Genomic DNA, 25,483 nt, shown 5'->3' with positions numbered 1-25,483 from the left:
GTCTATTCCATCACAATCTTTCGATAGTGATCTCACTGAACATTCCGCCCAGCGCCGCCGTCAGCGGATGTGCCGAAGCTACGCGCACACAGTTGGCAGGAAGCTTGTCGTCTCGCGCCGCAGTAAGGTGCGCCTCACCTTCACCCTGTTTCAGCCTGACGCTTTCCCCTGGACGAATGCCGAGTTTGTCCATCAAATCCCCTGGCATCCATGCCATTGGCTCGGCAGCATCGCGTGTGCGCTGCAGCGATTCAGCGCGGCGCGCGATGGGATCGGCCTGGTAAATCGGCACCTCGCCTATGCGCTGGGTACCTGCCCCCTGCCCCACTGGCAGGACATTTCCTACCGTAAAACTTCTCAAATTATTGTCGAGACGAGCGGTGATATCGTATCCAGGCGGTAGAATCTCCGCACGCACCTGCTCCGGTGTTTCGTAACCAAAGCCCTCAATCTGCATCATATTGCCAAGCACACGCAGCACCTTCCATGCCGGGCGTGTCTCGCCGAGAGGAGCCACGACCCCATTGAAACTTTGGATCCTGCCTTCAGTACTGATGAAAGTGCCGGAAGTTTCCGTAAACGGAGAAATAGGCAGCAACACATCCGTGTAACGGCTTTGAAGGATTGCATCGCTTTTGTATGTGGTCATCATTACCACCAGCTCTGCCTCGCCTAGTGCCCGCGCGGTCTGCTGTGGATCATAACTGTCCAGATCCGGTTCCAGGTTCATCAGAATGAAGGCTCGGCACGCCTCGGGGCGGTTCATCCCTACCATTTGAGAGGCATCAAGGCCGACCGATGCACTCTCATGCGCATTGCCCGTCGTTTCCGCGGGGGAATGACGCCCGGGAATTGAGCCGGCAATGTAGGCGCCTACGCTGTTTGCGGCCTCACCCAGGATGCCGAACTGCACCTCGGTAATTTGCGCAACCTGCTGCGCCAGGGCATGTATGTCAGCGTATTGCGGATGATGCTGGGTCAGGTTGCCGAGAAAAATCGCCGCCGGCTTGCTGTTGATAAGACTTTCCGCGATGGCGCGCGCGGTATCGCTCACATTGACGGAGCTCAGCGACTCTGCGGCGCCGCCGGGAATTTGCGCTCCTTTCGACTCGGCGGCGGCTTTCAGCACCTGCGCCAACATCTGCACCGTGGCGGCAGGGTCAACAATGGCGCGATTCGCTACCTTGCAAAGCAGATCATCATCTACGGGATTGATCAGATTCAACTGCGCACCATGCTTCACCGCCTGACGCAAACGCTGCGCAAGGAGGGGGTGATCCTTGCGAAGAATGCTTCCAATGATCAGCGCTGATTTCAAGCCGGAAATATCGGCGATGGGCATCCCCAGCCACGGTATACCCTGCAGGTATGCATCTGCGCGGAAATCCGAATGGCGCAGACGGTGATCGACATTTTCGCTGCCCAGTCCCCGGACGAGTTTCTGCAACAAATAAAGTTCTTCAAGCGTGCTGTGGGGAGAAGCCAATGCGCCGATATGCTGTGCTCCATGCCTCTCCCTGACCGTATTCAACCCGTTCGCAACGAATTCCAGCGCGGTTTGCCAGTCGCATTCCTGCCATTGACCCCCACGCTTTATCATCGGCTTGGTCAAGCGCTCCTCGGAGTTCAATCCCTCGTAGGAAAAACGGTCCTTATCCGATATCCAGCATTCGTTAATTGCTTCATTCTCGCGCGGCAGCACGCGCATTACGCGGTTCTGCTTGACCTGGACCACCAGATTGGAACCCAGACCGCAGTGCGGGCTAATGGATTTCCTGCGCGACAATTCCCATGTACGCGCCGAATAGCGGAATGGCTTGCTGACCAAAGCTCCGACCGGACAGAGGTCGATCATATTGCCCGACAACTCCGAATCCACGGTGCTGCCAACAAACGACAGGATCTCAGCATGCTCGCCCCGACCCGCCATGCCGAGTTCCATGATTCCCGCGATTTCCTGACCAAAGCGCACGCAACGGGTGCAATGAATACATCGAGTCATGTCGGTGGAAATCAACGACCCCAGATTCTTGTTCGCCACAACGCGCTTGGCCTCGGTATAACGCGAGGAACTCGACCCATACCCAACCGCCAGGTCCTGCAGCTGGCATTCACCCCCCTGGTCACAAATGGGACAATCCAATGGATGATTTATGAGCAGGAATTCCATCACGCCTTTTTGTGCCGTGACAGCCTGGCCTGAGTGGGTGAATACCTTCATGCCTTCCATGGCCGGCGTCGCGCACGCAGGCAAGGGCTTGGGGGCCTTCTCCACCTGTACTAGACACATCCGGCAATTGGCCGCGATGGACAGTTTCTTGTGATAGCAGAAATGCGGAATGAATATACCCAGCTCATTGGCGCCATCCATTACGGTGGCATTCTTCGGAACGGAGACCGCTTTACCGTCTATTTCAAAATTGATCATCGGTTGCATGCTTTAGTATTAATGAGCGGGATGCGAACGAGAAAAAAGCCACTTTGCCCTTGACCCTGCTATTCCGGTTACACCAGGCATTTCTTGTGCTCAATATGATAGGCGAACTCGTCCCGAAAATGCTGGATCATGGCACGCACCGGCATGGCCGCGGCATCGCCCAGCGCGCAAATGGTTCGCCCCTGAATATTGTCGGCGACGCTGTTGAGGAGATCCAGATCCTCCATCCGCCCCTTACCGGTTTCGATGCGGTGCACCACGCGATAAAGCCAACCCGTGCCCTCCCGGCAAGGCGTGCATTGACCGCAGGATTCCTCATAATAAAAGTATGAAAGCCGCTCCAGGGCTCTTACCATACAGGTCGTTTCGTCCATTATGATGACCGCGCCGGAACCCAGCATGGATCCCGCCTTGGCGATGGAATCGTAGTCCATGTCCGTCTCCATCATGATGTCGCCTGGCAATACCGGCATGGATGAGCCGCCCGGAATGCAGCCCTTCAGTTTCCGGTCGCCACGCATGCCGCCGGCCATTTCCAGCAGTGTCTTAAACGGTGTGCCCAACGGGACCTCATAATTGCCGGGCTTATTGACGTGACCCGAAACCGAAAAAAGTTTCGTCCCGCCATTGTTGGGCTTTCCCAGCTGCAAAAATTTCTCGCCACCATTTCGAATGATCCAGGGCACCGAGGCAAACGTCTCGGTATTATTGATGGTGGTTGGCTTGCCATAGAGGCCAAAACTTGCTGGAAACGGCGGCTTGAAGCGGGGTTGGCCTTTCTTTCCTTCCAATGATTCGAGCAGCGCCGTTTCCTCGCCGCAGATATAGGCGCCGTAACCATGATGGTTATATAACTGGAAACTGAAATCCGAACCGAGGATATTTTTTCCCAGCCACCCGGCCGCCCGCGCCTCCTCGACCGCCTCTTCCATCCGTTCGTACGTGTCCCAAATTTCGCCATGTATATAGTTGTAGCCCGCCTTGATACCCATGGCATATGCGCCGATAGCCATGCCTTCGATCAGGATATGCGGATTGTGGCGCATGATGTCGCGGTCCTTGAAAGTGCCGGGCTCGCCCTCATCCGAATTGCACACCAGGTATTTATCGCCCTCATACTGCTTGGGCATGAAGCTCCACTTCAATCCGGTCGGAAACCCTGCGCCGCCACGGCCACGCAGGGCCGATTTTTTTACTTCCTCTATGATTTTTTCAGGTGGTATCTTTTCCTCAAGGATTTTTCTCAGCGCAACATAACCCTCGCGCTGCTGGTAATTCTGGAGACGCCAGTCATTTGGGTCCGAGGGGTTCAACCCGGCCAATAACACCTGGGTAGGCTGGGTCATTTGCTCAACTCCTCCAGCAATTGGTTAATGTTCTCATTGGACATGAAACTGCACATACGTTTGTTATTAACCAGTAGCACGGGCGCGTCGCCGCAGGCGCCCATGCATTCACCTTCTTTCAACGTAAACAGCCCGTCCGTGGTCGTTTCATTAAAACCGATGCCCAACTTTTGTTTCATATGCGCCGCAGCGTCATTGCCACCGGACAGCGCGCAAGGCAGATTCGTACAAATGGTGATCTTGTATTTGCCCAGAGGCTGCAAATTGTACATGTTGTAAAAGGTCGCGACCTCATACACTGCGATAGGCGGCATGCCAATATAATGGGCAATAAAATCCATTGTTTCGGTGGCTAGCCACCCTTTCTCATCCTGAGCAATGGCGAGCGCCGACATTACCGCCGACTGGCGTTGATCAGCTGGGTATTTAGCCAGCTCATGATCAATTTTTTCTATGGATTCTGCACTTAACATCTTGATAGCCGTTAACCGTAAATAAGCTTATCGGTCGATTTCCCCGAACACGATATCCTGTGTACCGATAATGGCGACCACATCCGCGATCATATGCCCCCTGGACATTTCATCGAGGGCCGCCAAATGAGGAAATCCGGGGGCGCGGATTTTCAGGCGGTATGGCATGTTGGCGCCATCCGATACCAGATAGATCCCGAATTCACCTTTAGGATGTTCGACCGCGGCATAGGCCTCACCCGGAGGAACGTGGAAGCCTTCGGTAAAGAGTTTGAAATGATGAATCAGCTCTTCCATGTTCTGTTTCATTTCCACGCGAGCAGGCGGTGCGACCTTATGATTGTCGGTGATGACCGGCCCCGGGTTCTTGCGCAGCCATTCGACGCACTGCCTGATGATACGATTCGATTGGCGGAATTCTTCAATTCGAACCAGATAGCGGTCGTAACAGTCTCCGTTCACGCCCACCGGTATATCAAAATCCATTTGATCGTAAACCTCATAGGGTTGCTTCCTCCGCAAATCCCATTCCACGCCCGAACCGCGCAGCATGGGACCTGTGAAGCCCAGCGCCTTGGCACGCTCCGGGGATACCACCCCAATACCTACAAGCCGCTGCTTCCATATCCGGTTATCGGTCAACAGCGTTTCGTACTCATCCACATAGGTCGGAAACCGGTTTGTAAAGTCTTCTATAAAGTCCAACAGCGAGCCCGTGCGATTTTCATTACGTAGCCGGGTGCTTTTTTCGTCATGTATTTTGGAAGGCTCGTATTTCGGCATGGATGCCGGCAAATCACGATAGACCCCACCCGGCCGATAGTAGGCCGCATGCATTCTGGCCCCCGATACCGCCTCATAGCAGTCCATCAAGTCCTCACGGTCGCGGAAAGCATAAAGAAATACCGTCATCGCCCCTACGTCCAGCGCATGGGCCCCTAGCCACAAGAGATGGTTGAGTATTCGCGTTATCTCGTCGAACATCACACGGATATATTGAGCGCGCAACGGCACTTCCAGCTTAAGCAGTTTCTCGATCGCCATTACGTAGGCATGCTCGTTGCACATCATCGAGACATAATCCAGCCGATCCATATAGGGAACCGACTGTATAAACGTTTTGTTCTCGGCGAGTTTTTCAGTTGCGCGGTGCAGCAGACCGATATGCGGATCAGCGCGTTGTATCACCTCACCGTCCAGTTCCAGCACAAGCCGCAGGACGCCATGCGCAGCAGGATGCTGCGGACCGAAATTCATGGTGTAGTTACGTATTTCAGCCATGTTTCAGCCCACCTCTGGTAATTTCGACGCAAGCTCGAAGGCGCCGTTGTGGACGGAACAGGAGAATGGAGACGACCATACAGGCTTCATTCGCTATCCCCATAGTGTTCTTCGCGGATCACCTTCGGCGTGATCTGTCGTGGCTCGATGCTGACCGGCTGATAGATCACCCGTTGCTGGTCGGGGTCGTAACGCATTTCCACGTTTCCGCTCAGCGGAAAATCCTTGCGGAACGGATTACCGATAAAGCCGTAATCCGTGAGAATACGCCGCAGATCGGGATGACCCGTAAAAACAATGCCGTAAAGATCGAACGCCTCGCGCTCAAACCAGTTGGCCGCCGGCCATATGTCAATTACTGAGTCTACAACCGGAAATTCGTCATCATCCGCAAACGTCTTGAGTCGTAACCTGTGGTTATGACCCAGCGACAACAAATGGTAAACGATAGCGAAACGCTTGCCGATACGGTCATCCTGGGGGCCATACTCAGAGCCGTAGGCGGAGTAATCCACGCCGCATAAATCGATCAGCATCTCGAAACGTAATTCCGGATTGTCGCGCAGGGTTTCCATCACCTGCAGCAGATCGGCCGGATGCACCGTTGCGGTGAGCTCACCCAATTGCGTACTCACGCTGACAAGCTTATCGGCCAGTACGTTTTGCAGGCAAAAGGAGAGCGTTTCCAGGCGAGAGGACGTCATATATTACTTAACGGGCAATAGTATTGGTGCGGTGGATTTTGTTCTGCAGCTGAATAATGCCGTAGAGCAATGCTTCCGCCGTGGGGGGACAGCCGGGAACATAAATGTCCACCGGCACTATTCGGTCACAGCCACGAACCACGGAGTAAGAGTAATGGTAATAACCGCCGCCATTGGCGCAGGAGCCCATGGATATCACCCACCGCGGCTCCGCCATCTGGTCATAAACTTTACGTAGCGCTGGGGCCATCTTATTGCACAGGGTGCCGGCGACGATCATTACGTCCGATTGACGCGGGCTTGGACGAAATACAATGCCAAAACGGTCGAGATCATAACGTGAAGCGCCGGCCTGCATCATTTCCACCGCACAGCATGCCAACCCGAAAGTCATCGGCCACATAGACCCGGTACGGCCCCAATTGATGACCGAATCCAGACTGGTGGTGATAAAACCTTTGTCCATCACTCCGTTCGCACTCATAATCTTAGTCCCACTCCAGGGCGCCTTTCGTCCACTCATAGATAAAGCCAACGACAAGGATACCCAGAAAAATTACCATTGCGACAAAACCAAACAAGCCGATCTCATTCAAAACGACTGCCCATGGAAACAGGAAAGCGATCTCCAGATCGAACAGAATGAATAAGATCGCCACGAGATAGTAGCGGACGTCAAATTTCATGCGCGCATCTTCAAATGCTTCGAAGCCGCATTCATATGGGGACAGCTTCTCGCTGTCAGGACGATTGGGGGCGAACAGCCAGCCCAGTGCCATAGGCACCACGCCGACGGCAAGGCCAATCAAGATGAATAACAGGATAGGGAAATAATTTTCGAGCATCGCGTGATTAAAAATAAAGAGCTAGAGAGACCAGGCAACGGTTTACATCCAACTGTTACGCTGATTCCCAGCCCTATTTCAACTGGTGCCGACGGCGAGACTCGAACTCGCACAGCTTTCGCCACCGCCCCCTCAAGACGGCGTGTCTACCAATTTCACCACGTCGGCGGCTTAATTTGAGTCCTAGTCGAGACCTACCGAGTTAGAACGCGCCGGTAGTCAATTGTTCAACTAGCTCATCATTTAATTATTTTGGTATCTCTGTAGCCTTCGAGGTTCCTTCTTCCGTTGGACGAGGAAGCGGCGGCTCTGCGGGCTTCGATTGAACCTGCGTCGCCTTTTCCATCACCCCCCCACTCTCGGTCTTGTTAGTCGAAAGATAAGTAAGGCCAAGACTGGTAACGAAAAAGACGGCAGCCAGCGCGCCCGTTGTCCTGCTCAAGAAATTTGCCGAGCCACTGGCACCAAACAAGCTTCCCGATGAGCCGCTGCCAAAGGCAGCCCCCATATCGGCTCCTTTGCCGTGTTGCAGCAGAACCAGAACAATGACTGCCACAGCCGACACGACGTGCAATATCCAGATGAATGTTTCCAAAGACTGCTCCAGATGAGTTAATTCTTTGCCGCATTGCAGATGGCGACGAATTCATCGGCAACAAGCGAGGCGCCGCCGATCAATCCGCCATCGATATCCGGCATGCAGAACAGCTCGGCCGCGTTGCTAGCCTTGACGCTGCCCCCGTAAAGGACCCGCAGCTTGGCGGACACCGCGGGATCGTGCGCCGCAATTCTGCTGCGGATAAACGCGTGGACGTCCTGAGCCTGTTGCGGCGTAGCAGTTTTACCGGTTCCAATAGCCCATACCGGTTCATAAGCCAATACCGAGCTGGAAAGTGCGTTCACGCCCGTTAGTTCGATTACCGCGTCCAGCTGCTCCGCCACTACCTGCTCGGTAACCCCAGTCTCGCGTTGATCGAGTGTTTCGCCGATACACAGGATGGGCGTCAAACCTGCAGCCTGCGCTGCTCTGAATTTGAGCGCCACGGTATGACTATCCTCACCAAACAACGCTCGCCGTTCCGAGTGGCCGACAATCGCATAGCGACACCCAAAATCGACCAGCATCGCTGCGGAAACCTCGCCTGTATAGGCACCCTTCTCATACTGGCTGACATTCTGGGCGCCCCAGGATACATGGGTATTCGCTAATATCGATTGTGCCTGCCAAAGATAGGGATAAGGTACAGCCACAGCAATGCTCGCTTTCTCCAACCATGCGGTCCGCGAGACGATCGCATCCAGCAAATCCCGATTTTGCGCTGTGCTGCCATGCATCTTCCAATTGCCCGCAACCAGCTTTGAACGCGTCGCCATGAGAGAAATCGCCTCGTCCTTGTATGTCAAAGCTGCGAATGTTACTCGTGAATGAATACGGGGTCAATCTTTGGGGTCCATCACCGGATCAACGACAAAATTGAAGGCAGAACCGGTAATGCATGAGGGGAAAGAGGATCGGAAACGCGACTCGGTTAAACGATGAAAGCGGCCCGTGTCTCTCCGGGCATCTCTGTTTTCAGCCAAACCGTCCGGTAATGTAATCTTCAGTCTGTTTATTCTTAGGTTTGATGAAAATGTTGTCCGTTACATCAAATTCGATGAGCTCGCCCAGGTACATATAGGCCGTATAATCCGACACTCGAGCCGCTTGCTGCATGTTATGGGTGACAATAAGGATCGTAACTTTATCCTTCAGATCGGCGATGAGCTCTTCGATACTGGCGGTAGCGATGGGGTCAAGCGCAGATGTCGGCTCATCGAACAGCAGGATTTCCGGATCGGTCGCCAGGGCTCGAGCTATACATAAGCGTTGTTGCTGGCCCCCGGAGAGATTATAGGCAAGCTGATGCAGCCGATCTTTCGCTTCGTCCCATAACGCCGCGTTGCGCAGGGCTTCTTCCACTTTCTCGTCTAAAATGGCACGCTGCCTGATCCCCCGCACACGCAGCCCATACGCAACATTTTCATAAATCGATTTCGGGAACGGATTGGGCTTTTGAAATACCATGCTGATACGCATCCGCACTTCAATCGGATCCACCGTCCGCGAAAGGATATTGACATTGTCCGGATGCAAAATGATCTCGCCAACGTAACGATTACCCGGATAAAGGTCGTGCATGCGGTTAAAGCAGCGCAAAAAGGTGGATTTACCACATCCGGACGGCCCGATCAGAGCAGTTACTTGTTTTTCATGCAACATCATGTTGATGTTCTTTAGCGCAGAGAACGAACCGTAGTAAAAACTCAGGTTTTTCACTTCGGATTTATAGCGCGCCGGCACCGGATCCCCCAGGGGATCAATTACGGCAGCAGTGACTACCATTTGATGTTTTTCCGCATGCGATAGCGCAAGTAGATAGCAAGCGCGTTCATGGTGAGGGTCATCACCACGAGTATCAAGCCTGCAGCCGCGGCATTGACTTGAAACGCCTCTTCCGGTCGCGAAACCCAGTTGAACATTTGGATCGGCATCACGGTAAAAGGCGCCATCAACCACTCGAAAGACAGAAAAGGAAATTCATCCTTAACAGGAGATGGCGGCAAAAACGCGATGAATGTCAGCGCCCCGATCGTGATAATAGGCGCTGTCTCCCCGATTGCTCGGGCCAGACCAATGATGACCCCTGTCAGGATACCGGCTGCAGAATACGGTAGCAGATGATCAGCGACCGTTTGCCATTTGGTTGCCCCGAGTGCGTACGCGCCTTCGCGGATGGCCACAGGAATAGCGCGGATGGATTCGCGGGTTGCCACAATCACAACCGGCAGAATCAGTAATGCCAGGGCCAAGCCTGCGGAAAGAATGCTCTGGCCGAAGCCAAACTGGTGGACGAACAGACTCAAAGCCAGTAGCCCGTAGATGATGGATGGGATCCCCGCAAGATTGGTTACATTGATTTCGATGATCTCGGTAATGATATTTTTTGCGGCATATTCTTCCAGATAGACACCCGCACCGATGCCCAGCGGCACCGCTGCAATGGCAGTCACCACCATGACCAAAGTCGTGCCAACCCAGGCCGAAAGTATCCCGGCTGATCCTGGGCGCCGCGAGGGAAAAGTAGTGAAGAAATCCCATGTCAACCGCGGCCACCCATCGATCAGCATGTGAGCGAATAACGCCATGAAGGTCAGGAGGGCGATCATCAGCACAAACACGCCGACGATCATGAAGATGAGATCCCAGAGCTTGTGGCGCGCAATAATGCTGCGGATCTCACTCAGGTCTTTGTCATCTCGCATCAATTGGCCCGATTAAAAGAGCAAACGTACATATACATGGGAACTCAGGAACCAAATAAAGGAAAAGACAGCGAAGGCTGGAAAAACACCACGTTAGTTCAATATACCTCGCGATACCGCTTGCGTAACACGTGTCCAACTATATTGAACGCAAGCGTCAATAGCAGCAAAGTAAGTCCAGCGGCAAAAATGGTCTGGTAGCCAATGCTGCCATGCGGGAGGTCGCCTAGGCTTACCTGTACGATGTAGGCTGTAATGGTAGCTGCAGGCTCCATCGGGTTCCAGGTCAAGTTCGGCTGCATCCCGGCCGCCACAGCCACTACCATGGTCTCTCCGACCGCGCGGGATATACCTAAAATATAAGCTGCTGCGATGCCCGAAAATGCCGCCGGCATGACCACCCTGATGGCGGTCTGGAATTTTGTTGCCCCCATTGCATATGAGCCCTCTCGAAGATTCATAGGCACGGCGCGCATCGCGTCTTCAGCCATGGAACTCACATAGGGAATAATCATGATTCCCATCACCAGCCCGGCGGATAACAGGCTGAAACCGGGCAGTCCCGGGATAATTTTCTGCAACAGAGGTGTTACGAAGAGTAATGCGAAATAGCCGTACACAACGGTCGGTACTCCGCCTAATAACTCTAGAAACGGCTTGGCAACCTCGCGCACGGTAAAGGGCGCGAATTCGGAAAGATATATGGCCGTGATCGTTCCCATAGGGATGGCGACCAGGAGAGCCACGGCGGAACTTACCACCGTGCCTGAGACCAGCGGAAGTATCCCGTAATGCGCGTCATCAAATAGCGGTGTCCATTGGGTATCGGTCAGAAAATCCCATAGCGGAACATGTTCAAAAAATACGACGGATTCCTTGACCAGCATTGCCACAATGGCCAGGGTAATTGCGACCGAGAGAAACGCCATCAGGAATAGCAACGCTTCAATGACGCGCTCGCCGAGATGGCGACGATAACTGTATCCGAGCCTTTTAGAATGAGGGGGTGCGTCTGAAGATTGTGCTATCACAGGCGAGAGCCTTCGAAAGAAGGGAAGGACGTTTCTTGACAGGCTACATATTAGGGTGGAAATGTTACAGTTTCGTGACATACAGAAACTGCAAAGAACGCAGGCCCTAGCCCGGGCTTGAGTATGAATTACCGTTGAACGGGCTGGATTCGCCATGTAATTCCACGAATCCAGCCTCGGACTAAACTATTGACACAAATATGGATTCAGCGGCGTGGTAGCCGAAACGCCGCTGAACGAACACCTGAGCCCGGAACGTTCAGGAAAGCCTACTCCTCATCCTCGTCATCGTCCTCATCCTTTTTCTCGGGTTTGAGGACCATCTTGCCCTGCTTTTTGCTCTCGTTGAGGTCGGTCTCCGGGGCTTCCTTGTGCACCAGGTTCTGATGGCAGTCGATGCAGGTGGCGCCCTCGGTTTCCATCTTCTTGTGCGCAGCCTTGGCATCAGCTCCCGGGGGCTGGGGATTCTTGTGACATTCCCGGCAGGTGTTGCTGTCCCATTTCTTCAGGTTCATGCGCGCATCGTGCGCCATGATCAGCCTGCGCTCGTTGAATTTCTCCAGCGTGGAATAGTCGTTGGCAAATTCCAGGTACAGCTCGCGCGCACCGTCGACCACGTGCGTGGCCACGGCCAGGTGGAAGTTCTTGAAGCCCTGCGGGATGTGACAGTCCTTGCAGCCGGGGTTGGCGCCCAGTGCCCCATAGTGCGATGAATTCTTCAACTCATCATGAGGATAGGTCATGGAATGACAGCTGGTGCAGAATTCAGTGGTGGAGACGGCGGCCTCGCCGCCGAATACCACCGCCACCATCACAATCCCCAGCAGCGCGCCTGTGAGCAGGGAGCCGCCTGCCTTGATTCCCATCAGTCGTCTACCTCGGTCTTCTTGCCAACCTTGGCCTTGGACTGGAAGTCGTCATGGTACTTGAACTTGGGATCTCCCTCGAAGACGCCGTCCAGTTTGTAGTGCTCGTGCATGGCCTTGACGTCCTTTACGTATTTGTCAAAGTTGAAGGTGTATTTCTTGTCCACACCCGGGTGATAGGGGGTGTAGGGCTTCTTGACACCCTTCCAGGGCGAGCCTTCATAGTTCATGTGGCAGGCATTGCAGCTCTCTTCAAAGGCAAAGTCCTGTCCGGCATCGGCCAGCGATGAGCGCGGGGCGGTCTTCTTCGATTTCTCATAGGCCGCACCCGATTTGCGGTGCATGCCCCGGTACTTCGATCCCGGTCCATGGCACGATTCGCAGCCCACGCCGGTCAGGAACTTGTTGGGGTCATCAACCGTGTAGCCGCCTTCCTTGCCCCAGCCGTCAACATGGCAGCCTACGCAATCCTTGTCCTTGGTGTAATCCTTTTTAGGATCGAGCTTGGCCTTTTTCTTGGCCTCCTCCTTGGTGCCGGGCTTTAACGATTCCATGGCCTTGGCGTGCGCCGTGTCTCCCCAGGATTCAGCCTGGCTCTTGTGACAGGAACTGCATTTCTTGCGGCCCTCAAACGATTGCGCGGCCGCACTCCCGGATATCACCGCAAACAGGGCTGCGGCGGCAAGTGCGAATGTCATGCGATGGCTCATGATCTCTCCTTTTTTTCTTTCGAAGACAATTGTATCCGTTGGGTTTTATGAATCTTCTATTTTGACCATAACTGTATCTCCGGTTTATGCAAACGGGTAGCACCAGTACCATGACTCTTTCTGGTACCACTGGTACCGGCACTGCGGACCTTGGCAGTATCAGTACTCTACATTATAGGCGCTTACGGCCGTTGCATGGTCACGCTTCGAAGCGTTGCCTGAGACCCCCCGCAGCGGGGATCAGGCAGCGGAGAGGACGCCCAGACCGCGTTGCGGTCTGGCGTCTCATGTTTCTTTTAAATAAACCCGTCGCCTTCCATTACGCAGGAGCACGGCGGGAGATCAGGTGCCCTCGGCAGGAGCGGGGGCGGGAACCGGGGCAGGGGTTGAGGCAGGGGCAGGAGCAGCAGCAGGAGCAGCGGATGGGATCTGGTAGACCCAGTAGCCGCCCTGCTGGTAGATGAGCTGCACGGGTTTCAGGTCAAGCGGGGTGGAATTGGTGAAGGGGAGCATCTGGGCAATCAGGCTGTTGCTGTTCTTGTCCGTGCGCAGGAAGTAGCCCCGCACCATCTTGTCGGAGATCGATTGCAGGGTGTAGGTGGTGAAGTTGTTTTCCTGCATCCAGTTCTTGAGATAGCCGATCAGGCCGTGCATGTTGCCTTCCATGGGGAAGTTCTTGTAGGTGATGTCAAACTGGTCGGGCCGCATCAGCCCGAGCTTGTACAGGTCGGTGACGTGGAGCGCAATATAGGCTTCGCGCCCGCCTGCAAGTTCGCGCAGGATGGCAGCGCCCTGCTCGGGCTCTGCAAGGAGGGCGTCGGTGAAGCGCTCGAATTTGCGCCGCTCTTCCTCGGTTGCGGGTGCGCCCCAGAACTGGTCTTCGTATTTGCGGATGGATTCTTCACGGTTGCGCCAGGGGGTGGGAATGATCAGGGGCTGCCCCACATGGGTGGTGAAGAGGGTGTCGCGCCCGGCCAGGAGCTTGATCTGGCGCGAGGTGTCCCACCAGCCGAGGATCAGTGCGTCCTTGGCTGCGTATTTGTCGATGGCGGCAGCCAGGGTGGTCAGTTCACCGAGTTTGCCGTCAACGGAGGCAACGAGTTCGCTGGTGTGGTTCTCCCAGTCGATGCGCACGGGCGGTGTCTGGCCGCGCCGGGCGGTGTGGCCAGAGGCCAGGGGCTTTTCGATCTCCTCGGCAAAGACTTCGTATTTGGCGATGGTGAGATCGGGCCAGGGTTCAAGTCCGAGCTTGCTGAATTTGTCCACGCTGCCTTCTTCCACCAGCTGGTAGCGGTAGGGTGCGGGGCCGGGGTTGAACCAGAGCCAGGCAAACCAGGCGAGCAAAAGAATTCCTCCCGCCACCAGGAGGATGCCCAGTGAGGGGAGGAGTCGGTTGTTGCGCCGCGCCGGGGTGAGGGCGCGGCTGGTAGTTGCAGATGTCAAGCTGGATTAGCGCTCGCTTCTTTCGCGCCGGCGCCAGCCTGCCAGCGCCAGGGTGCCCGCAAGCAGCATGCCGCCGCCAAGACCGCCCAGGGAGATCTTGTCATCCTTGCTGTTCAAGTCCAGAAGACCCGCACGGCGACCCGATTCCATCTTGGCTACCCGGGCCTGCAGGGCTGCCATTTCGCGTATCTTGGTGTTCTCGTCCATGATTTCGACGTAGGCGCGGTTCATGGGACCCCAGCCTTCGGTATAGGTCCAGCCGCCCGGGTTGACGTGCGCCAGTCCTACGTGAAGCTTGGGCAGGTCGTTCTCTCCCATTTCCAGCGCTTTCAGTTCGATGGCCGCAGGGTTGTTGTCCTTGGACCAGTAGAGCTGAGTGAAGCCGGCAAACATTTCTTTGTCAGGCGGCAGCGGCAACGGACGGTTGGTCTTCTGTCCGGTCAGCATGCCTTCCTTGTAGAGCTTCTCGGCGACTTCGTGCGCTTCCTTGTATTTGGCTAGGCCGTGCAAGGTGCCTTTGTCCATGAATTCAAGATAGGAGCGGGCAAAGCGCTCGGAATGGCAGGAGGTGCAGGTCTTGACCCAGGAGTCAAGGCGCGCTTCCGACCATTCGCTGGTGATGTTCTCGGCGATGCCAGGAACAGCCGGGTAGTTGGCCCAGCGGATCTTGCGAACCACGTTGTGGCTGTATTTGCCTTCGTATTCAAAGTGGCAGCCAGCACAGGTCGGGGCAGTCTGACCGCCTTTGCTGTAGGCGTCCTTCAGCGGTGCACTCCAGTTCCACTTGTCGCCCATCATCGAGACGATCTTGCCGTGCTTGCTCATGGAGTAGGCTTCCCAGTTGTTGTGGTCAACCCCGCTGTGGCAGGTGGCACAAGCTTCCGGTTTGCGTGATTCGGCCGCTGAGAATTCGTGACGGGTGTGGCAGGAGTCGCACTTGTTCTGGTTGGTGTGGCACATGCTGCAGCCTTCGGCTATCTCACGCTGGGGCATGGCGGCAAACACGGCAACTTCTACGTTGGCTTTCCAATCCAGTGCGTGCGAGGGACGTCCCTGCGGCCATTGGTTGTTCGGCCAGATCAAGGTGTCGCGCTCGGATTCGCGTTCGGCAAATTCGGCCAGGTGACACACGCCGCATACGTCCGCCGTGGGCATGCGCAGGTCTTTCATGTGGTCGGCCTTGCCCTTGGCGTTGATGTCAACGTGGCAGTCGATGCAGCCTACTTCCTTGAGCTTCTCGTTGGCGCCCAGCCGGTTCATCGAGCGAAGGTTCTTCTCGACTTCTTCCAGCTTGGCTTTCTTGTAGAAGGTGGGGTCTTCAGGCTTTAAGTTCCTGACCTTGTCCAGATTGGCGTGCGTGCTCTTCTTCCAGGCGCTCACCCATACCGGCGATTCGTCTGTGTGGCATTTGACGCATTCGTCCCGACCCGCCACTTCTTTCATGGAGGTCGGCGGCTTGTAGAACGAGGCCGGGTCAAAATACATGCTCATCGGAATCGGCTCCCAGTATTTGGCAAGGGTCCCGCGTCCAGCACCTTGCGCAGGATCCTTGTAGCGCTTGACCAGCGCTTCATGCAATTCCTTGGGCGAGGCCGATTGCTCCAGATTCAGCGCTTTGTATGTCTCTTTGGGTACGCTGGGAAAGTTAGCCCATGCAGTCGCGCTCAACAGCGCTCCACATGCCAGCGTAACCACCCTCAGCCAAGGCTTCGATGCCATCTCTTCTCTCCTATCTTCCGTAGTAATTTTTTTTGCTTAAACTTACCGCGCCGCCCCTGATCTTATTGATCTTATTATTACCGGCACGCGGTCCATCCCTATTTCAATCCGGTCCGCCCAATAAATCCCCCAAGGCAAATCCCAGCCTACTCTAAAACGCCGCATAGCCTAACCCGCATCCCCCTGTTGTGTCAAGAAAATTACAGGAGAATTAGACAGGCCATCGTCCTCTATGCAAACGCTAAAACCTCGTCCACATGGCCATTTCAAAGGACGTTCACTTATTAATCACCAGCCAGAATATCAGGCCACATAGCACTGTGATCAGAAATATACAGGCAATAAGCAATATCCTGACGCGAACCCGGAAAACATCGATAGCGTCAACGATAAGCGCATTTTGCTCAGCAAGCGACTTGATCAATTCCGCTGACGATTTCTGCTCATCGCTCAATTCAACGAGTTTTGCTTCGATAAGGCGCGTACGCTTATTCAACTTTTCCAGGCTCACCGTTCCATCATCGCCGGATGAGCCGCGCTCTGCCGAAAAACCGCTCGTATCAGTCTTTACCGCAGAAAAAAGTTGCTTCGCCGCCTTGACAATATGGGGCGCGGATTCGAGTACGCTTCCCCATGGAATTATTTTTAACGCAGTCATCCAGCCAAATGCCATTCTCAGCCTCCGCTTTAACAGCGCACCGGACAAGCAGTTCGGGCTATCACCCTCCTCTAATCACACTCTACATCCTGGCCAGCACTGCCGCAACTGTGTCGCCGATGGCAGAAGGGGTCGGCGAGATGGTTACACCAAGATCCCTTAAAGCAGCGACCTTTTCCGCGGCACTTTCACCGGCCGAGGAAATGATCGCACCAGCATGTCCCATGCGACGGCCTTCCGGCGCGGTTAAACCGGCGATATAAGCGACCACGGGCTTCGTCATGTGTTCTTTGGCAAAAATTCCGGCTTCTACTTCCTGCGGGCCTCCGATCTCACCGATCATAACCACTACTTTGGTATAGAGATCCTCTTCAAATCTTTCAAGGATATCCCGGTGCGAGCTGCCGATAATGGGATCGCCGCCGATACCAACCGAAGTCGAGATTCCGATACCCAACATCCTCATCTGGTCGGCCGCCTCATACCCGAGCGTTCCCGAGCGGCCAACAATTCCAACATCACCTGGAAGATAGATATGGCCGGGCATGATTCCTAGCATCGCGCGGCCTGGGCTAATGGTACCGGCACAGTTTGGACCGGTGAGTACCATTCTTTCTCCGAAAGGAAAGCGACGCAAAAAATTTTTAACTGTCATCATATCCTGCGTTGGAATCCCGTCGGTGATCGCCACACAGTACTTGATGCCGGCATCAGCCGCTTCCATAATTGAATCCGCGGCAAAGGCCGGTGGCACGAATATAATGCTGGCGTCTGCCCCGACTTGCAGCACCGCTTCTTTTACCGTATTGAATACCGGCAAGCCCAAGTGCTGCTGTCCGCCCTTGCCAGGAGTCACACCAGCGACCACATTGGAACCATAATTAATCATGTCCTGCGCATGGAAGGTGCCGGTTTTGCCCGTGAAACCCTGAACTACGATACGTGTACTCTCGTCAATTAAGATTGCCATTTATTTTCCTTCACACTCTTTCGCAATCACTTCGTTACGGGCGTGAACAACCTTCTCGGCCGCTTCCGCCAATGTTCCCGCTGTAATGATGGGCAGCCCGCTTTCAGCAATGATTCGCTGGCCCTCGGCAACGTTGGTGCCCGACAACCGCACGACCAGGGGGACCTGCATGTCGATATTCTTCACCGCATGCACGACGCCTTCCGCGATCCAGTCACAACGGTTTATTCCCGCAAATATATTGACCAGCATTGCTTTGACGCCCTTGTCAGCCAAAACCAGACGAAAGGCCTTCTCCGTACGCTCAGCCGACGCACCCCCTCCAACGTCAAGAAAATTTGCCGGCTCTCCCCCTGCCAGTTTAATCATATCCATGGTGGCCATCGCCAAACCGGCACCGTTGATCATGCAACCGATGTCGCCGTTCAGGCCGATATAACTCAAGCCATGATCAGCAGCAGCGACTTCGCGCGTATCCCCCTGGGTTTTGTCCCGCAACTCAGCGATTTCGTGTCGCCGAAACAAGGCGTTGTCATCGAAGCTCATTTTCGCATCGAGCGCGATCAGTTCACCGGTCCCGGTGACAACGAGCGGATTGATTTCGAGCATGTTTGCGTCCAGGTCACGCATGGCACGGTAACAACCTCTTATGGTTTTAACCGCGTGACTCAAATGTGTCGATTCCAGCCCCAAGGCAAAAGCCATCTCGCGCGCCTGAAAATCCTGGAGACCAACCGCGGGTTCAATAAAAATCTTTTTGATAGCGTCAGGATCGGTTTGGGCCAACTCCTCGATTTCCATTCCTCCCTGCGCGGATCCCACCATGACAATTCGTTCGGAACTGCGATCTATGAGAAAGCAGAGATACATTTCTTTCGCGATTTGAGTTCCTGCTTCGACATAAACCCGTGAACAAACCTTACCCATTGGCCCCGTTTGACGAGTAACCAAATTTTTGCCGAGTAATTCCTCTGCGGCCGCTTTTATTTCTTCATGCGATCTGCATACCCTGATGCCGCCCGCTTTGCCGCGCGAGCCGGAATGAATCTGTGCTTTTACCACCCAAACATTTCCGTCGATCTCCCGGGCCCGCTGCACGCTCTCCTCAGGGCTGTAAGCCAGACCTCCTTCTGCGATCTTTACGCCATATTTCGTCAAAATCTCTTTTGCCTGATACTCGTGTATATCCAATGCATCACCTTATTCGTTTATAGATATTCAATGGATGTTCAATTAACTATCCCGCGCGCTGCCGAGCCAGCGCCACTCGATCCTGCTGCATGAAGACAGCGGCTGCGTTCGACGTTGTTCGCGATATTACTCTGACTCAACCGGTGATTAAGATAAAAGAAAAGCCGCTTGAAAGCGGCTCTGAACAGAGCACTAGCCTCTGGCGCCGATAGCTTCCGACATTTTAACCACGTTATTCGCCATCCTCGCGGAAGCAGCGTCGATGAGACGCCCATCCAACGCGGCCGCTCCTTTCCCTTGAGCTGCCGCTTCTTCCAACGCGGCCAGAATACGTTGCGCCTTCTCCACCTCCGTTGCCGGCGGCGTAAACACGTCATTCGCAAGGGAGATCTGTGAGGGATGTATGGCCCATTTTCCCTCACAACCCAGAGCAGCGGCCCTTTTTGCTGCCAGCCTATAGCCATCGGGGTCTTTAATATCGCCAAACGGGCCATCAATGGGACGCAGGCCGTAGGCACGGCAGGCGACGGTCATACGACTGATAGCGTAATGCCATTGATCTCCCGGATAGTCGGGATTCAGTCCACCGATATTTGTAGTGCGGGCCCGGTTACTAGCCGCATAGTCGGCTACGCCAAAATGCAGCGCCTCCAGGCGGCCGTGCGCCCCGTTCCGGGCAATATCGTCTACATTCGCCATACCTAAGGCTGTTTCGATCAATGCTTCGACACCTATTCTGCTCTTGAGCCCTTGTTGCATCTCCAACTGATTGAGCATCGCCTCCACCATATATACATCCGCGTAAACGCCAACTTTTGGGACCAACAGGGTATCGATCCTGTCGCCCGCTTTTTCGACCAGATCAACTACGTCGCGAACCATGTATTGTGTATCCAGCCCGTTTATACGCACGGAAATAGTTACTCCATGAGCCCTCCAGTCCAGATCGTTGAGTGCTTCAATGACATTCCGGCGAGCCGAGAGTTTATCGTCCGGGGCAACGGCATCTTCAAGATCAAGAAAAACAAAATCCGCACCGCTTTTCATCGCCTTTTCAAACATCCCCGGATTTGAACCGGGTACAGCTAATTCACAGCGCTGTACGCGCACGATGGCAGCTTCATATAATGTATGGCTCATTTACCTATTCCGTTGGAATTAACTAAAAATTAGCGGGGTGACGAGAAAAAGTCGGGGATCTTTGGCTTTTCCCAGCATCGGCTGAAAAAAGAACGCAATCTTGCCTGTTCTTTTTTGTTGTTTATTATCAAATAGGGCGCTATTTTACTTTTCTAGGGGGGAATGTTCAATTCATACTTTCATAACGTAAGCGTACAAGCGATCTCCCCCACATCGAGCTTGATCGGCCAGCCCTAACGCAAAATCGCCGGCACATTATCCCGAGTGGATATGAAGGGTTTCACTTTACTGCCCTTGGTGCTGCATTCGGTGCTTTCTGGTACTTCAATACCGCGCGATTATGATCTGCTAAATTTGTGGAGAAATGAGATTCACCATTCCCCTTTGCAACAAAATAGAGCGCATCCGTCTTCGCAGGGTTGAGCACAGCGTGGATAGAGGCCAAACCAGGTAAAGCAATAGGAGTTGGAGGAAGACCACGACGCGTATAGGTGTTGTATACCTGATCAGTTAAAAGATCTTTCTTACGCAGGTTTCCGTCAAATTTGTCGGCCATCCCATAAATGACTGTGGGATCAGTTTGCAGCAGCATGTTAAACCGCAACCGATTGACGAATACGGCAGCCACCATGCCACGGTCGCTCTCTCTGCCGGTTTCTTTTTCAACGATTGAGGCAAGAATCAGGGCCTCATACGGAGCTTTCAGCGGCAGATCGGCCGCACGTTGGTCCCATGCGCTATCAACATGATTTTTCATCACGCGATAGGCTCTCTTCAAAATTGCGGTGTCGCTACTGCCCCGCGCGAAAAAATAGGTATCCGGGAAAAATAAACCTTCCGCCGCCGTTTCGGTAGCACCGATGAGTTGCAGGATTTCACCACTACTCAGGTTGGCGGTATCGTGCCGCAGCGCGGGATGCTCATCCAGCGTTTGCCTGAGTTGTGAAAATGTCCAGCCTTCTATGAATTTTATCTCGCTTTGAGTGATATCACCCTTCGTAATCCGTTCAAGCAGCTCAAGTGGTGAAATGGGCGCAGCCAACTCATAGTCGCCCGCCTTTACGGACGAGGCAAGCCCCTTGATTCGCGACAACAATATGAATAGCCGCGCATCACCCAGAATTCCAGCGTTGGCTAATTGATTTGCAACGCTGGTTAAGCTGCTGCCCTGCTTAATCGAGAACTCGTATGGAATGACCGGAAGCCGAACGGGAGCAGTGAACTGGTAGGCAAGCCACCCTATAACCAGCAGGATGCCTATAAATAGGGCGACGATCAGGCGTTTTAAGGTGCGCATAGGTAGCGGAGCCTGTGTCTCGGTCCCTCAGAGAGTGCATTACCATGCAAATCTCGGCGAAAGCCCGGGTGCTCGGCGGAATGCTCTAAAACAAACCCACCCTCGAAAGTGCGATAGCCACAAAGCTTGTTACGATCTGGATAAGCTGGGCCCCTTTTTTGCTGCCGGCGCCCGTGGAGATGAGAGACGTAAAACCGTTGTGAACGAACAGTAGATGAACTTTCGGTGGTTCGGGCTTTCTTTTTGGACCTCCCTGGCACGAGTTCCCGTGGCAGACGGACCGCTGTAAAGCCTTTCCCCAACTGCGTGAAGGAAAATCGGGCAGTGATGGAATGCTGCCGCCACGCCACTGGCGCCGTTCCCCTCCCGGATTGCCTCTTTTTTGGGGAACGCCTTGCTACGACTGCATTCTTGGCGCCTACACTTTTGACGCACCCCCTCCGCATCATGACGCCGTCGCCCCAATGGGTTTTTGGGGGTCTCTGGTGATAACAGTCACGTTTTGCGGAAAATCAACGTCCCGTTTGTACCGCCGAAGCCGAAGGAGTTCGACATTGCGGCGCCAATCTTCATCTCTCGGGCAGCATTTGCTACATAATCCAGGTCACATTGGGGATCCTGGTCAAAGATATTGATTGTCGGCGGCGAAACCTGATGGTATACCGCGAGAGCGGAAAAAATGGCCTCTACTCCGCCTGCCGCGCCAAGCAAGTGGCCGGTCATGGATTTTGTAGAGTTCACCACCAGTTCTTTTGCATGATCACCAAAACAGCGTTTAACCGCTATCGTTTCCGAAATATCGCCGAGTGGCGTCGAAGTGCCATGAGCATTAATGTAGTCCACTTCGGTCGCATTTACCCCTGCCATTTTCAAAGCATTGGTCATGCAACGCGCGGCGCCTTCTCCATCTTCGCACGGGGCAGTCATGTGATAGGCATCCGCGCTCATACCGAAGCCTGCTAGCTCGGCATAGATCTTCGCCCCGCGGCGTGTTGCATGTTCCATTTCTTCCAAAACGAGTATTCCCGCGCCCTCACCGAGAACGAAGCCATCACGGTCCTTGTCCCACGGACGACTGGCGGTCGCGGGATCATCATTGCGAGTGGACAACGCGCGTGCCGAGGCAAAGCCACCGATGGCGAGGGGTGTAACGCATGACTCGGCGCCACCGGCGACCATCACGTCCGCATCTCCATATTCGATCATGCGAGCGGAATCGCCAATGCAATGGGTCGCGGTGGTGCAGGCAGTGACGATAGCCAGATTCGGCCCCTTGAAGCCAAACATGATCGACAGATTTCCGGCAATCATATTGATAATCGTGCTAGGAATGAAGAAAGGCGAAATTTTGCGCGGGCCACCACTGTGATATGCGTCGTGCGTAGCTTCAATCATCGACAACCCGCCAATACCAGAGCCAATGTTGACGCCGATCCGCTCGGCATCATGCCGAGCATCCTCAATACCAGCGTCTTTTACTGCCTGGATCGCCGCTGCCATGCCGTAATGTATAAAGACGTCCATCCGGCGCGCATCTTTTACGGAGAGATAATCCGTAACATCGAAATCTTTCACTTCCCCTGCAATTTGGGAAGCAAATGCGGAAGCGTCGAAACGCGTGATACGTCCAACACCCGATTTTCCGGCAAGAACATTGGCCCATGCATTTGGAATGGTGTTACCCACGGGCGATATGATGCCCATCCCGGTGATAACCACCCTACGTTTGGACAAGATGACTCCGATTTCGGTATGCGCGAAGCAAGTAGATATTAGTTGGTGTGAGCGTTGATATAATCTATGGCTTGTTGAACGGTATTTATTTTTTCTGCTTGTTCGTCGGGAATCTCACATTCAAACTCTTCTTCCAAGGCCATGACCAGTTCCACGGTATCAAGCGAATCCGCACCGAGGTCATCTACGAAAGAAGACTCGCTCTTGACGTCGGCCTCATTAACGCCCAATTGCTCAGCCACGATTTTTTTTATACGCTGTTCTACATTTTCCATCTAGTTACCTCTTCTCCGGTAAGAAAAACGCCGCTATTCTAGCAAGTTTTCGGTATTAATAAAATCGCAGCACCTGCCAACAGCAAAAAGCCTGCTGGCTCATCGGCTGCGATAGTCTGAGTGCTGAGTAACGCAAGATATTAACGGGTGATATATAAGGGTAAGCCCTTAATCCATGAACATACCACCGTTAACATGAAGCGTCGCCCCCGTAATATAGCCCGCGGCCGGTGAAGCGATAAATGCAACGGCTGATGCCACATCCTCGGGTTGACCCAGTCTGCCAAGCGGGATCTGTTGCATAAGGTATTGCTGCTGTTTTTCGGTGAGGGAGCGGGTCATGTCGGTTGCTATGAAACCTGGAGCAACGCAATTAACTGTAATGTTGCGGCTTCCTATTTCACGCGCTAACGATTTACTGAAGCCAATGAGTCCGGCTTTGGCGGCAGCATAATTGCTTTGTCCAATGTTACCTGTCGCGCCCACGACCGAAGAAATGTTGATGATGCGGCCAAAACGAGACCTCATCATCGCTCTCAGCACCGCACGACTCAAACGAAACACTGATTTCAAATCAGTTTCCAGAATCTCGTCCCATTCTTCATCCTTCATCCGAAGAAGCAGGTTGTCGCGGGTAATACCTGCATTATTAACCAATACTGTAATATCTCCGAATTCCTCGTGCACGACCTTAAGAACGGATTCCATCTGAGCGGGATTATTTACGTTCAGTGCCATTCCTCTACCGCTGACGCCGGCTTCCTGCAGGTAATTACTGATGATTTGAGCGCCGTCCTCTGTAGTGGCAGTGCCAATAACAGTGGCACCTCTGCTGCCCAGTTCGAGTGCGATGGCGTGCCCGATGCCCCGGCTGGCTCCGGTTACAAACGCTATTTGATTTTGAAGCATTATTCTCCAGTCTGTTCAATTAGGTCAATAAGAACCATTTGCGCAGGAAAACTTCACGGACGTAAAACTAGACAAATATGCCTGCTGCCTGCCGCAGCGCCGCACTGTCTGTCAGCGCCAGGCTGTGCAAATTCGAATGTATCCGTTTGTTCAGACCCGACAAAACCTTGCCAGGTCCGCATTCCACCACGTATCCGACGCCAGCTGCGGCCAAAGAGCAGATAGTTTCTGTCCAGCGCACCGGACTGAACAGTTGCTTAACCAAGACATTTTTTATATCCCGGTCATTTTCGTGCGGCTGCACATCCACATTATGTAACAACGGTACCCGCGGAGATCTCAATGCAACTGACTCGAGCCGCTGCCGCATCTTATCTGCCGTTGCCACCATCAGGGAGCAATGCGAGGGAATACTCATCGGCAACATTATTGCGCGTTTTGCGCCTTTGGCTTGCGCCAGTTCCATCCCGCGCAGAACAGCCCCCTTGTGACCGGCGATCACTATCTGACCTGGAGAATTGAAATTCGCTGGTTCCAACAACTCCCCGTCGGAAGAATTTGAAATCTCCTCGCAGACTGCGTTCACCACCTCATCAGCCAAGCCCAGAATCGCAGCCATCGCCCCAACACCTTCAGGTACTGCTTGTTGCATTATCTCTGCTCGAAAACGCACTAATGGCAGTGCGTCGACAAATTCCATGGCACCGGACGCGACCAATGCACTGTATTCGCCCAAACTGTGGCCAGCCAACAACATGGGCTCAGGTCCGCCGAGGCTTTGCCAAGCGCGATATACTGCAATGCCGGCGATTAACATGAGGGGCTGGGTATTAATAGTCAGGTTAAGTTTATCGGCCGGACCATCGTTAATCAGCGCCCAAAAATCCTCCCCAAGAACATCGGAGCCCTCCACAAATGTCTCACGCACGATGGGGAAATCCGAATAACCCGCCATCATCCCTAGCGATTGCGATCCTTGACCAGGAAAAACACATGCGAATTTCAGGGGATGTTCCGTTGCTGTCAGCATATTAACGAGATGAGCCTACGGGATTGGCGGATGGATTCATGGTGCTTCAACCACATGGATAATGACAAACTGGAACTTGATTGCCTCTAATGCCGTTTGACCCAGCAGCGCGACGGGTTTT

25 protein-coding genes and 1 tRNA gene are annotated in these 25,483 nt (G+C 53.9%); all 26 read right to left on the bottom strand.

Annotation, left to right across the window (positions count from 1 at the left end; genetic code table 11):
- Nucleotides 1-10 precede the first annotated feature (10 nt).
- The 26 genes from nuoG to fabD all read right to left on the bottom strand — a co-directional run bounded on the left by nuoG (nt 11) and on the right by fabD (nt 25,338).
- Nucleotides 11-2,428, bottom strand: a complete 2,418-nt coding sequence (gene nuoG, locus R5L00_RS12515) for an NADH-quinone oxidoreductase subunit NuoG (protein ID WP_317652029.1) — start codon at nt 2,426-2,428, stop codon at nt 11-13.
- Nucleotides 2,429-2,505: 77 nt separating this feature from the next.
- Nucleotides 2,506-3,783, bottom strand: a complete 1,278-nt coding sequence (nuoF, locus tag R5L00_RS12510; protein WP_107693419.1) for an NADH-quinone oxidoreductase subunit NuoF — start codon at nt 3,781-3,783, stop codon at nt 2,506-2,508.
- Nucleotides 3,780-4,256 carry an NADH-quinone oxidoreductase subunit NuoE gene (nuoE, locus tag R5L00_RS12505; protein ID WP_107693420.1) on the bottom strand — a complete coding sequence of 159 codons (477 nt, stop codon included), beginning with the start codon at nt 4,254-4,256 and terminating at the stop codon, nt 3,780-3,782. Before nuoE ends, nuoF begins: the two co-directional genes overlap by 4 nt.
- 27 nt (nt 4,257-4,283) lie before the next feature.
- Nucleotides 4,284-5,537: an NADH-quinone oxidoreductase subunit D gene (locus tag R5L00_RS12500; protein ID WP_107693421.1), complete on the bottom strand. Its 1,254-nt coding sequence runs from the start codon at nt 5,535-5,537 to the stop codon at nt 4,284-4,286.
- Between the two features lie 86 nt (nt 5,538-5,623).
- Nucleotides 5,624-6,241: an NADH-quinone oxidoreductase subunit C gene (locus R5L00_RS12495; protein WP_107693422.1), complete on the bottom strand. Its 618-nt coding sequence runs from the start codon at nt 6,239-6,241 to the stop codon at nt 5,624-5,626.
- Between the two features lie 7 nt (nt 6,242-6,248).
- Nucleotides 6,249-6,725, bottom strand: coding sequence for a NuoB/complex I 20 kDa subunit family protein (locus R5L00_RS12490; protein WP_107693423.1), 477 nt, complete (start codon nt 6,723-6,725; stop codon nt 6,249-6,251).
- A gap of 4 nt (nt 6,726-6,729) precedes the next feature.
- Nucleotides 6,730-7,086: an NADH-quinone oxidoreductase subunit A gene (locus R5L00_RS12485; RefSeq protein ID WP_107693424.1), complete on the bottom strand. Its 357-nt coding sequence runs from the start codon at nt 7,084-7,086 to the stop codon at nt 6,730-6,732.
- An 83-nt stretch (nt 7,087-7,169) separates the two neighbouring features.
- Nucleotides 7,170-7,254 (bottom strand) — tRNA-Leu (locus tag R5L00_RS12480).
- 79 nt (nt 7,255-7,333) lie between these two features.
- Entirely contained in the window at nt 7,334-7,681 is a 348-nt protein-coding gene (secG, locus tag R5L00_RS12475; protein ID WP_107693425.1) for a preprotein translocase subunit SecG, read from the bottom strand.
- A gap of 17 nt (nt 7,682-7,698) precedes the next feature.
- Nucleotides 7,699-8,460, bottom strand: a complete 762-nt coding sequence (gene tpiA / locus R5L00_RS12470) for a triose-phosphate isomerase (protein ID WP_317652023.1) — start codon at nt 8,458-8,460, stop codon at nt 7,699-7,701.
- Between the two features lie 199 nt (nt 8,461-8,659).
- The gene (gene pstB / locus R5L00_RS12465) at nt 8,660-9,469 is read right to left on the bottom strand and encodes a phosphate ABC transporter ATP-binding protein PstB (protein ID WP_107693427.1); all 810 of its coding nucleotides are present in this window, start codon (nt 9,467-9,469) and stop codon (nt 8,660-8,662) included.
- Complete coding sequence (gene pstA / locus R5L00_RS12460) at nt 9,463-10,389, bottom strand: phosphate ABC transporter permease PstA (RefSeq protein WP_107693428.1); 927 nt, start codon at nt 10,387-10,389, stop codon at nt 9,463-9,465. The genes pstB and pstA overlap by 7 nt, the downstream gene beginning before the upstream one ends.
- Before the next feature lie 98 nt (nt 10,390-10,487).
- Complete coding sequence (pstC, locus tag R5L00_RS12455) at nt 10,488-11,420, bottom strand: phosphate ABC transporter permease subunit PstC (RefSeq protein WP_107693429.1); 933 nt, start codon at nt 11,418-11,420, stop codon at nt 10,488-10,490.
- Nucleotides 11,421-11,689: 269 nt separating this feature from the next.
- Complete coding sequence (locus tag R5L00_RS12450) at nt 11,690-12,286, bottom strand: NapC/NirT family cytochrome c (protein ID WP_107695110.1); 597 nt, start codon at nt 12,284-12,286, stop codon at nt 11,690-11,692.
- Nucleotides 12,286-12,996, bottom strand: coding sequence for a cytochrome c-550 CycA (gene cycA, locus R5L00_RS12445; protein WP_107695107.1), 711 nt, complete (start codon nt 12,994-12,996; stop codon nt 12,286-12,288). Before cycA ends, R5L00_RS12450 begins: the two co-directional genes overlap by 1 nt.
- A gap of 342 nt (nt 12,997-13,338) precedes the next feature.
- Nucleotides 13,339-14,439 (bottom strand): hydroxylamine oxidation protein HaoB, encoded by a 1,101-nt coding sequence (gene haoB, locus R5L00_RS12440; RefSeq protein ID WP_317651783.1) that lies wholly within the window; start codon nt 14,437-14,439, stop codon nt 13,339-13,341.
- A 6-nt stretch (nt 14,440-14,445) separates the two neighbouring features.
- Nucleotides 14,446-16,158: a multiheme c-type cytochrome gene (locus tag R5L00_RS12435; protein ID WP_107695109.1), complete on the bottom strand. Its 1,713-nt coding sequence runs from the start codon at nt 16,156-16,158 to the stop codon at nt 14,446-14,448.
- A 277-nt stretch (nt 16,159-16,435) separates the two neighbouring features.
- On the bottom strand, nt 16,436-16,831 hold the full coding sequence (locus R5L00_RS12430) for a hypothetical protein (RefSeq protein WP_107694185.1): 396 nt from the start codon (nt 16,829-16,831) through the stop codon (nt 16,436-16,438).
- Between the two features lie 67 nt (nt 16,832-16,898).
- The gene (gene sucD, locus R5L00_RS12425; protein ID WP_107694186.1) at nt 16,899-17,786 is read right to left on the bottom strand and encodes a succinate--CoA ligase subunit alpha; all 888 of its coding nucleotides are present in this window, start codon (nt 17,784-17,786) and stop codon (nt 16,899-16,901) included.
- On the bottom strand, nt 17,787-18,977 hold the full coding sequence (locus tag R5L00_RS12420; RefSeq protein WP_317652020.1) for a malate--CoA ligase subunit beta: 1,191 nt from the start codon (nt 18,975-18,977) through the stop codon (nt 17,787-17,789).
- A 192-nt stretch (nt 18,978-19,169) separates the two neighbouring features.
- Nucleotides 19,170-20,117: a CoA ester lyase gene (locus R5L00_RS12415; RefSeq protein WP_317652018.1), complete on the bottom strand. Its 948-nt coding sequence runs from the start codon at nt 20,115-20,117 to the stop codon at nt 19,170-19,172.
- Nucleotides 20,118-20,397: 280 nt separating this feature from the next.
- Nucleotides 20,398-21,414, bottom strand: coding sequence for an endolytic transglycosylase MltG (mltG, locus tag R5L00_RS12410; RefSeq protein ID WP_107694189.1), 1,017 nt, complete (start codon nt 21,412-21,414; stop codon nt 20,398-20,400).
- Between the two features lie 495 nt (nt 21,415-21,909).
- Nucleotides 21,910-23,148, bottom strand: a complete 1,239-nt coding sequence (fabF, locus tag R5L00_RS12405; RefSeq protein ID WP_107694190.1) for a beta-ketoacyl-ACP synthase II — start codon at nt 23,146-23,148, stop codon at nt 21,910-21,912.
- Between the two features lie 38 nt (nt 23,149-23,186).
- Entirely contained in the window at nt 23,187-23,423 is a 237-nt protein-coding gene (gene acpP, locus R5L00_RS12400) for an acyl carrier protein (protein ID WP_091139682.1), read from the bottom strand.
- 168 nt (nt 23,424-23,591) lie between these two features.
- A complete protein-coding gene (gene fabG / locus R5L00_RS12395; protein ID WP_181320567.1) occupies nt 23,592-24,332 on the bottom strand; it encodes a 3-oxoacyl-ACP reductase FabG in 741 nt (246 codons plus the stop codon).
- A gap of 67 nt (nt 24,333-24,399) precedes the next feature.
- Nucleotides 24,400-25,338 carry an ACP S-malonyltransferase gene (gene fabD / locus R5L00_RS12390; RefSeq protein WP_375136132.1) on the bottom strand — a complete coding sequence of 313 codons (939 nt, stop codon included), beginning with the start codon at nt 25,336-25,338 and terminating at the stop codon, nt 24,400-24,402.
- Between the last annotated feature and the right edge of the window lie 145 nt (nt 25,339-25,483).

Origin of the sequence: Nitrosospira sp. Is2 (assembly GCF_033095785.1) — a bacterium.
GTDB lineage: Bacteria > Pseudomonadota > Gammaproteobacteria > Burkholderiales > Nitrosomonadaceae > Nitrosospira.
The sequence above is the reverse complement of the archived record's forward strand: the minus strand, read 5'-3'. Positions and strand labels throughout refer to the sequence as shown.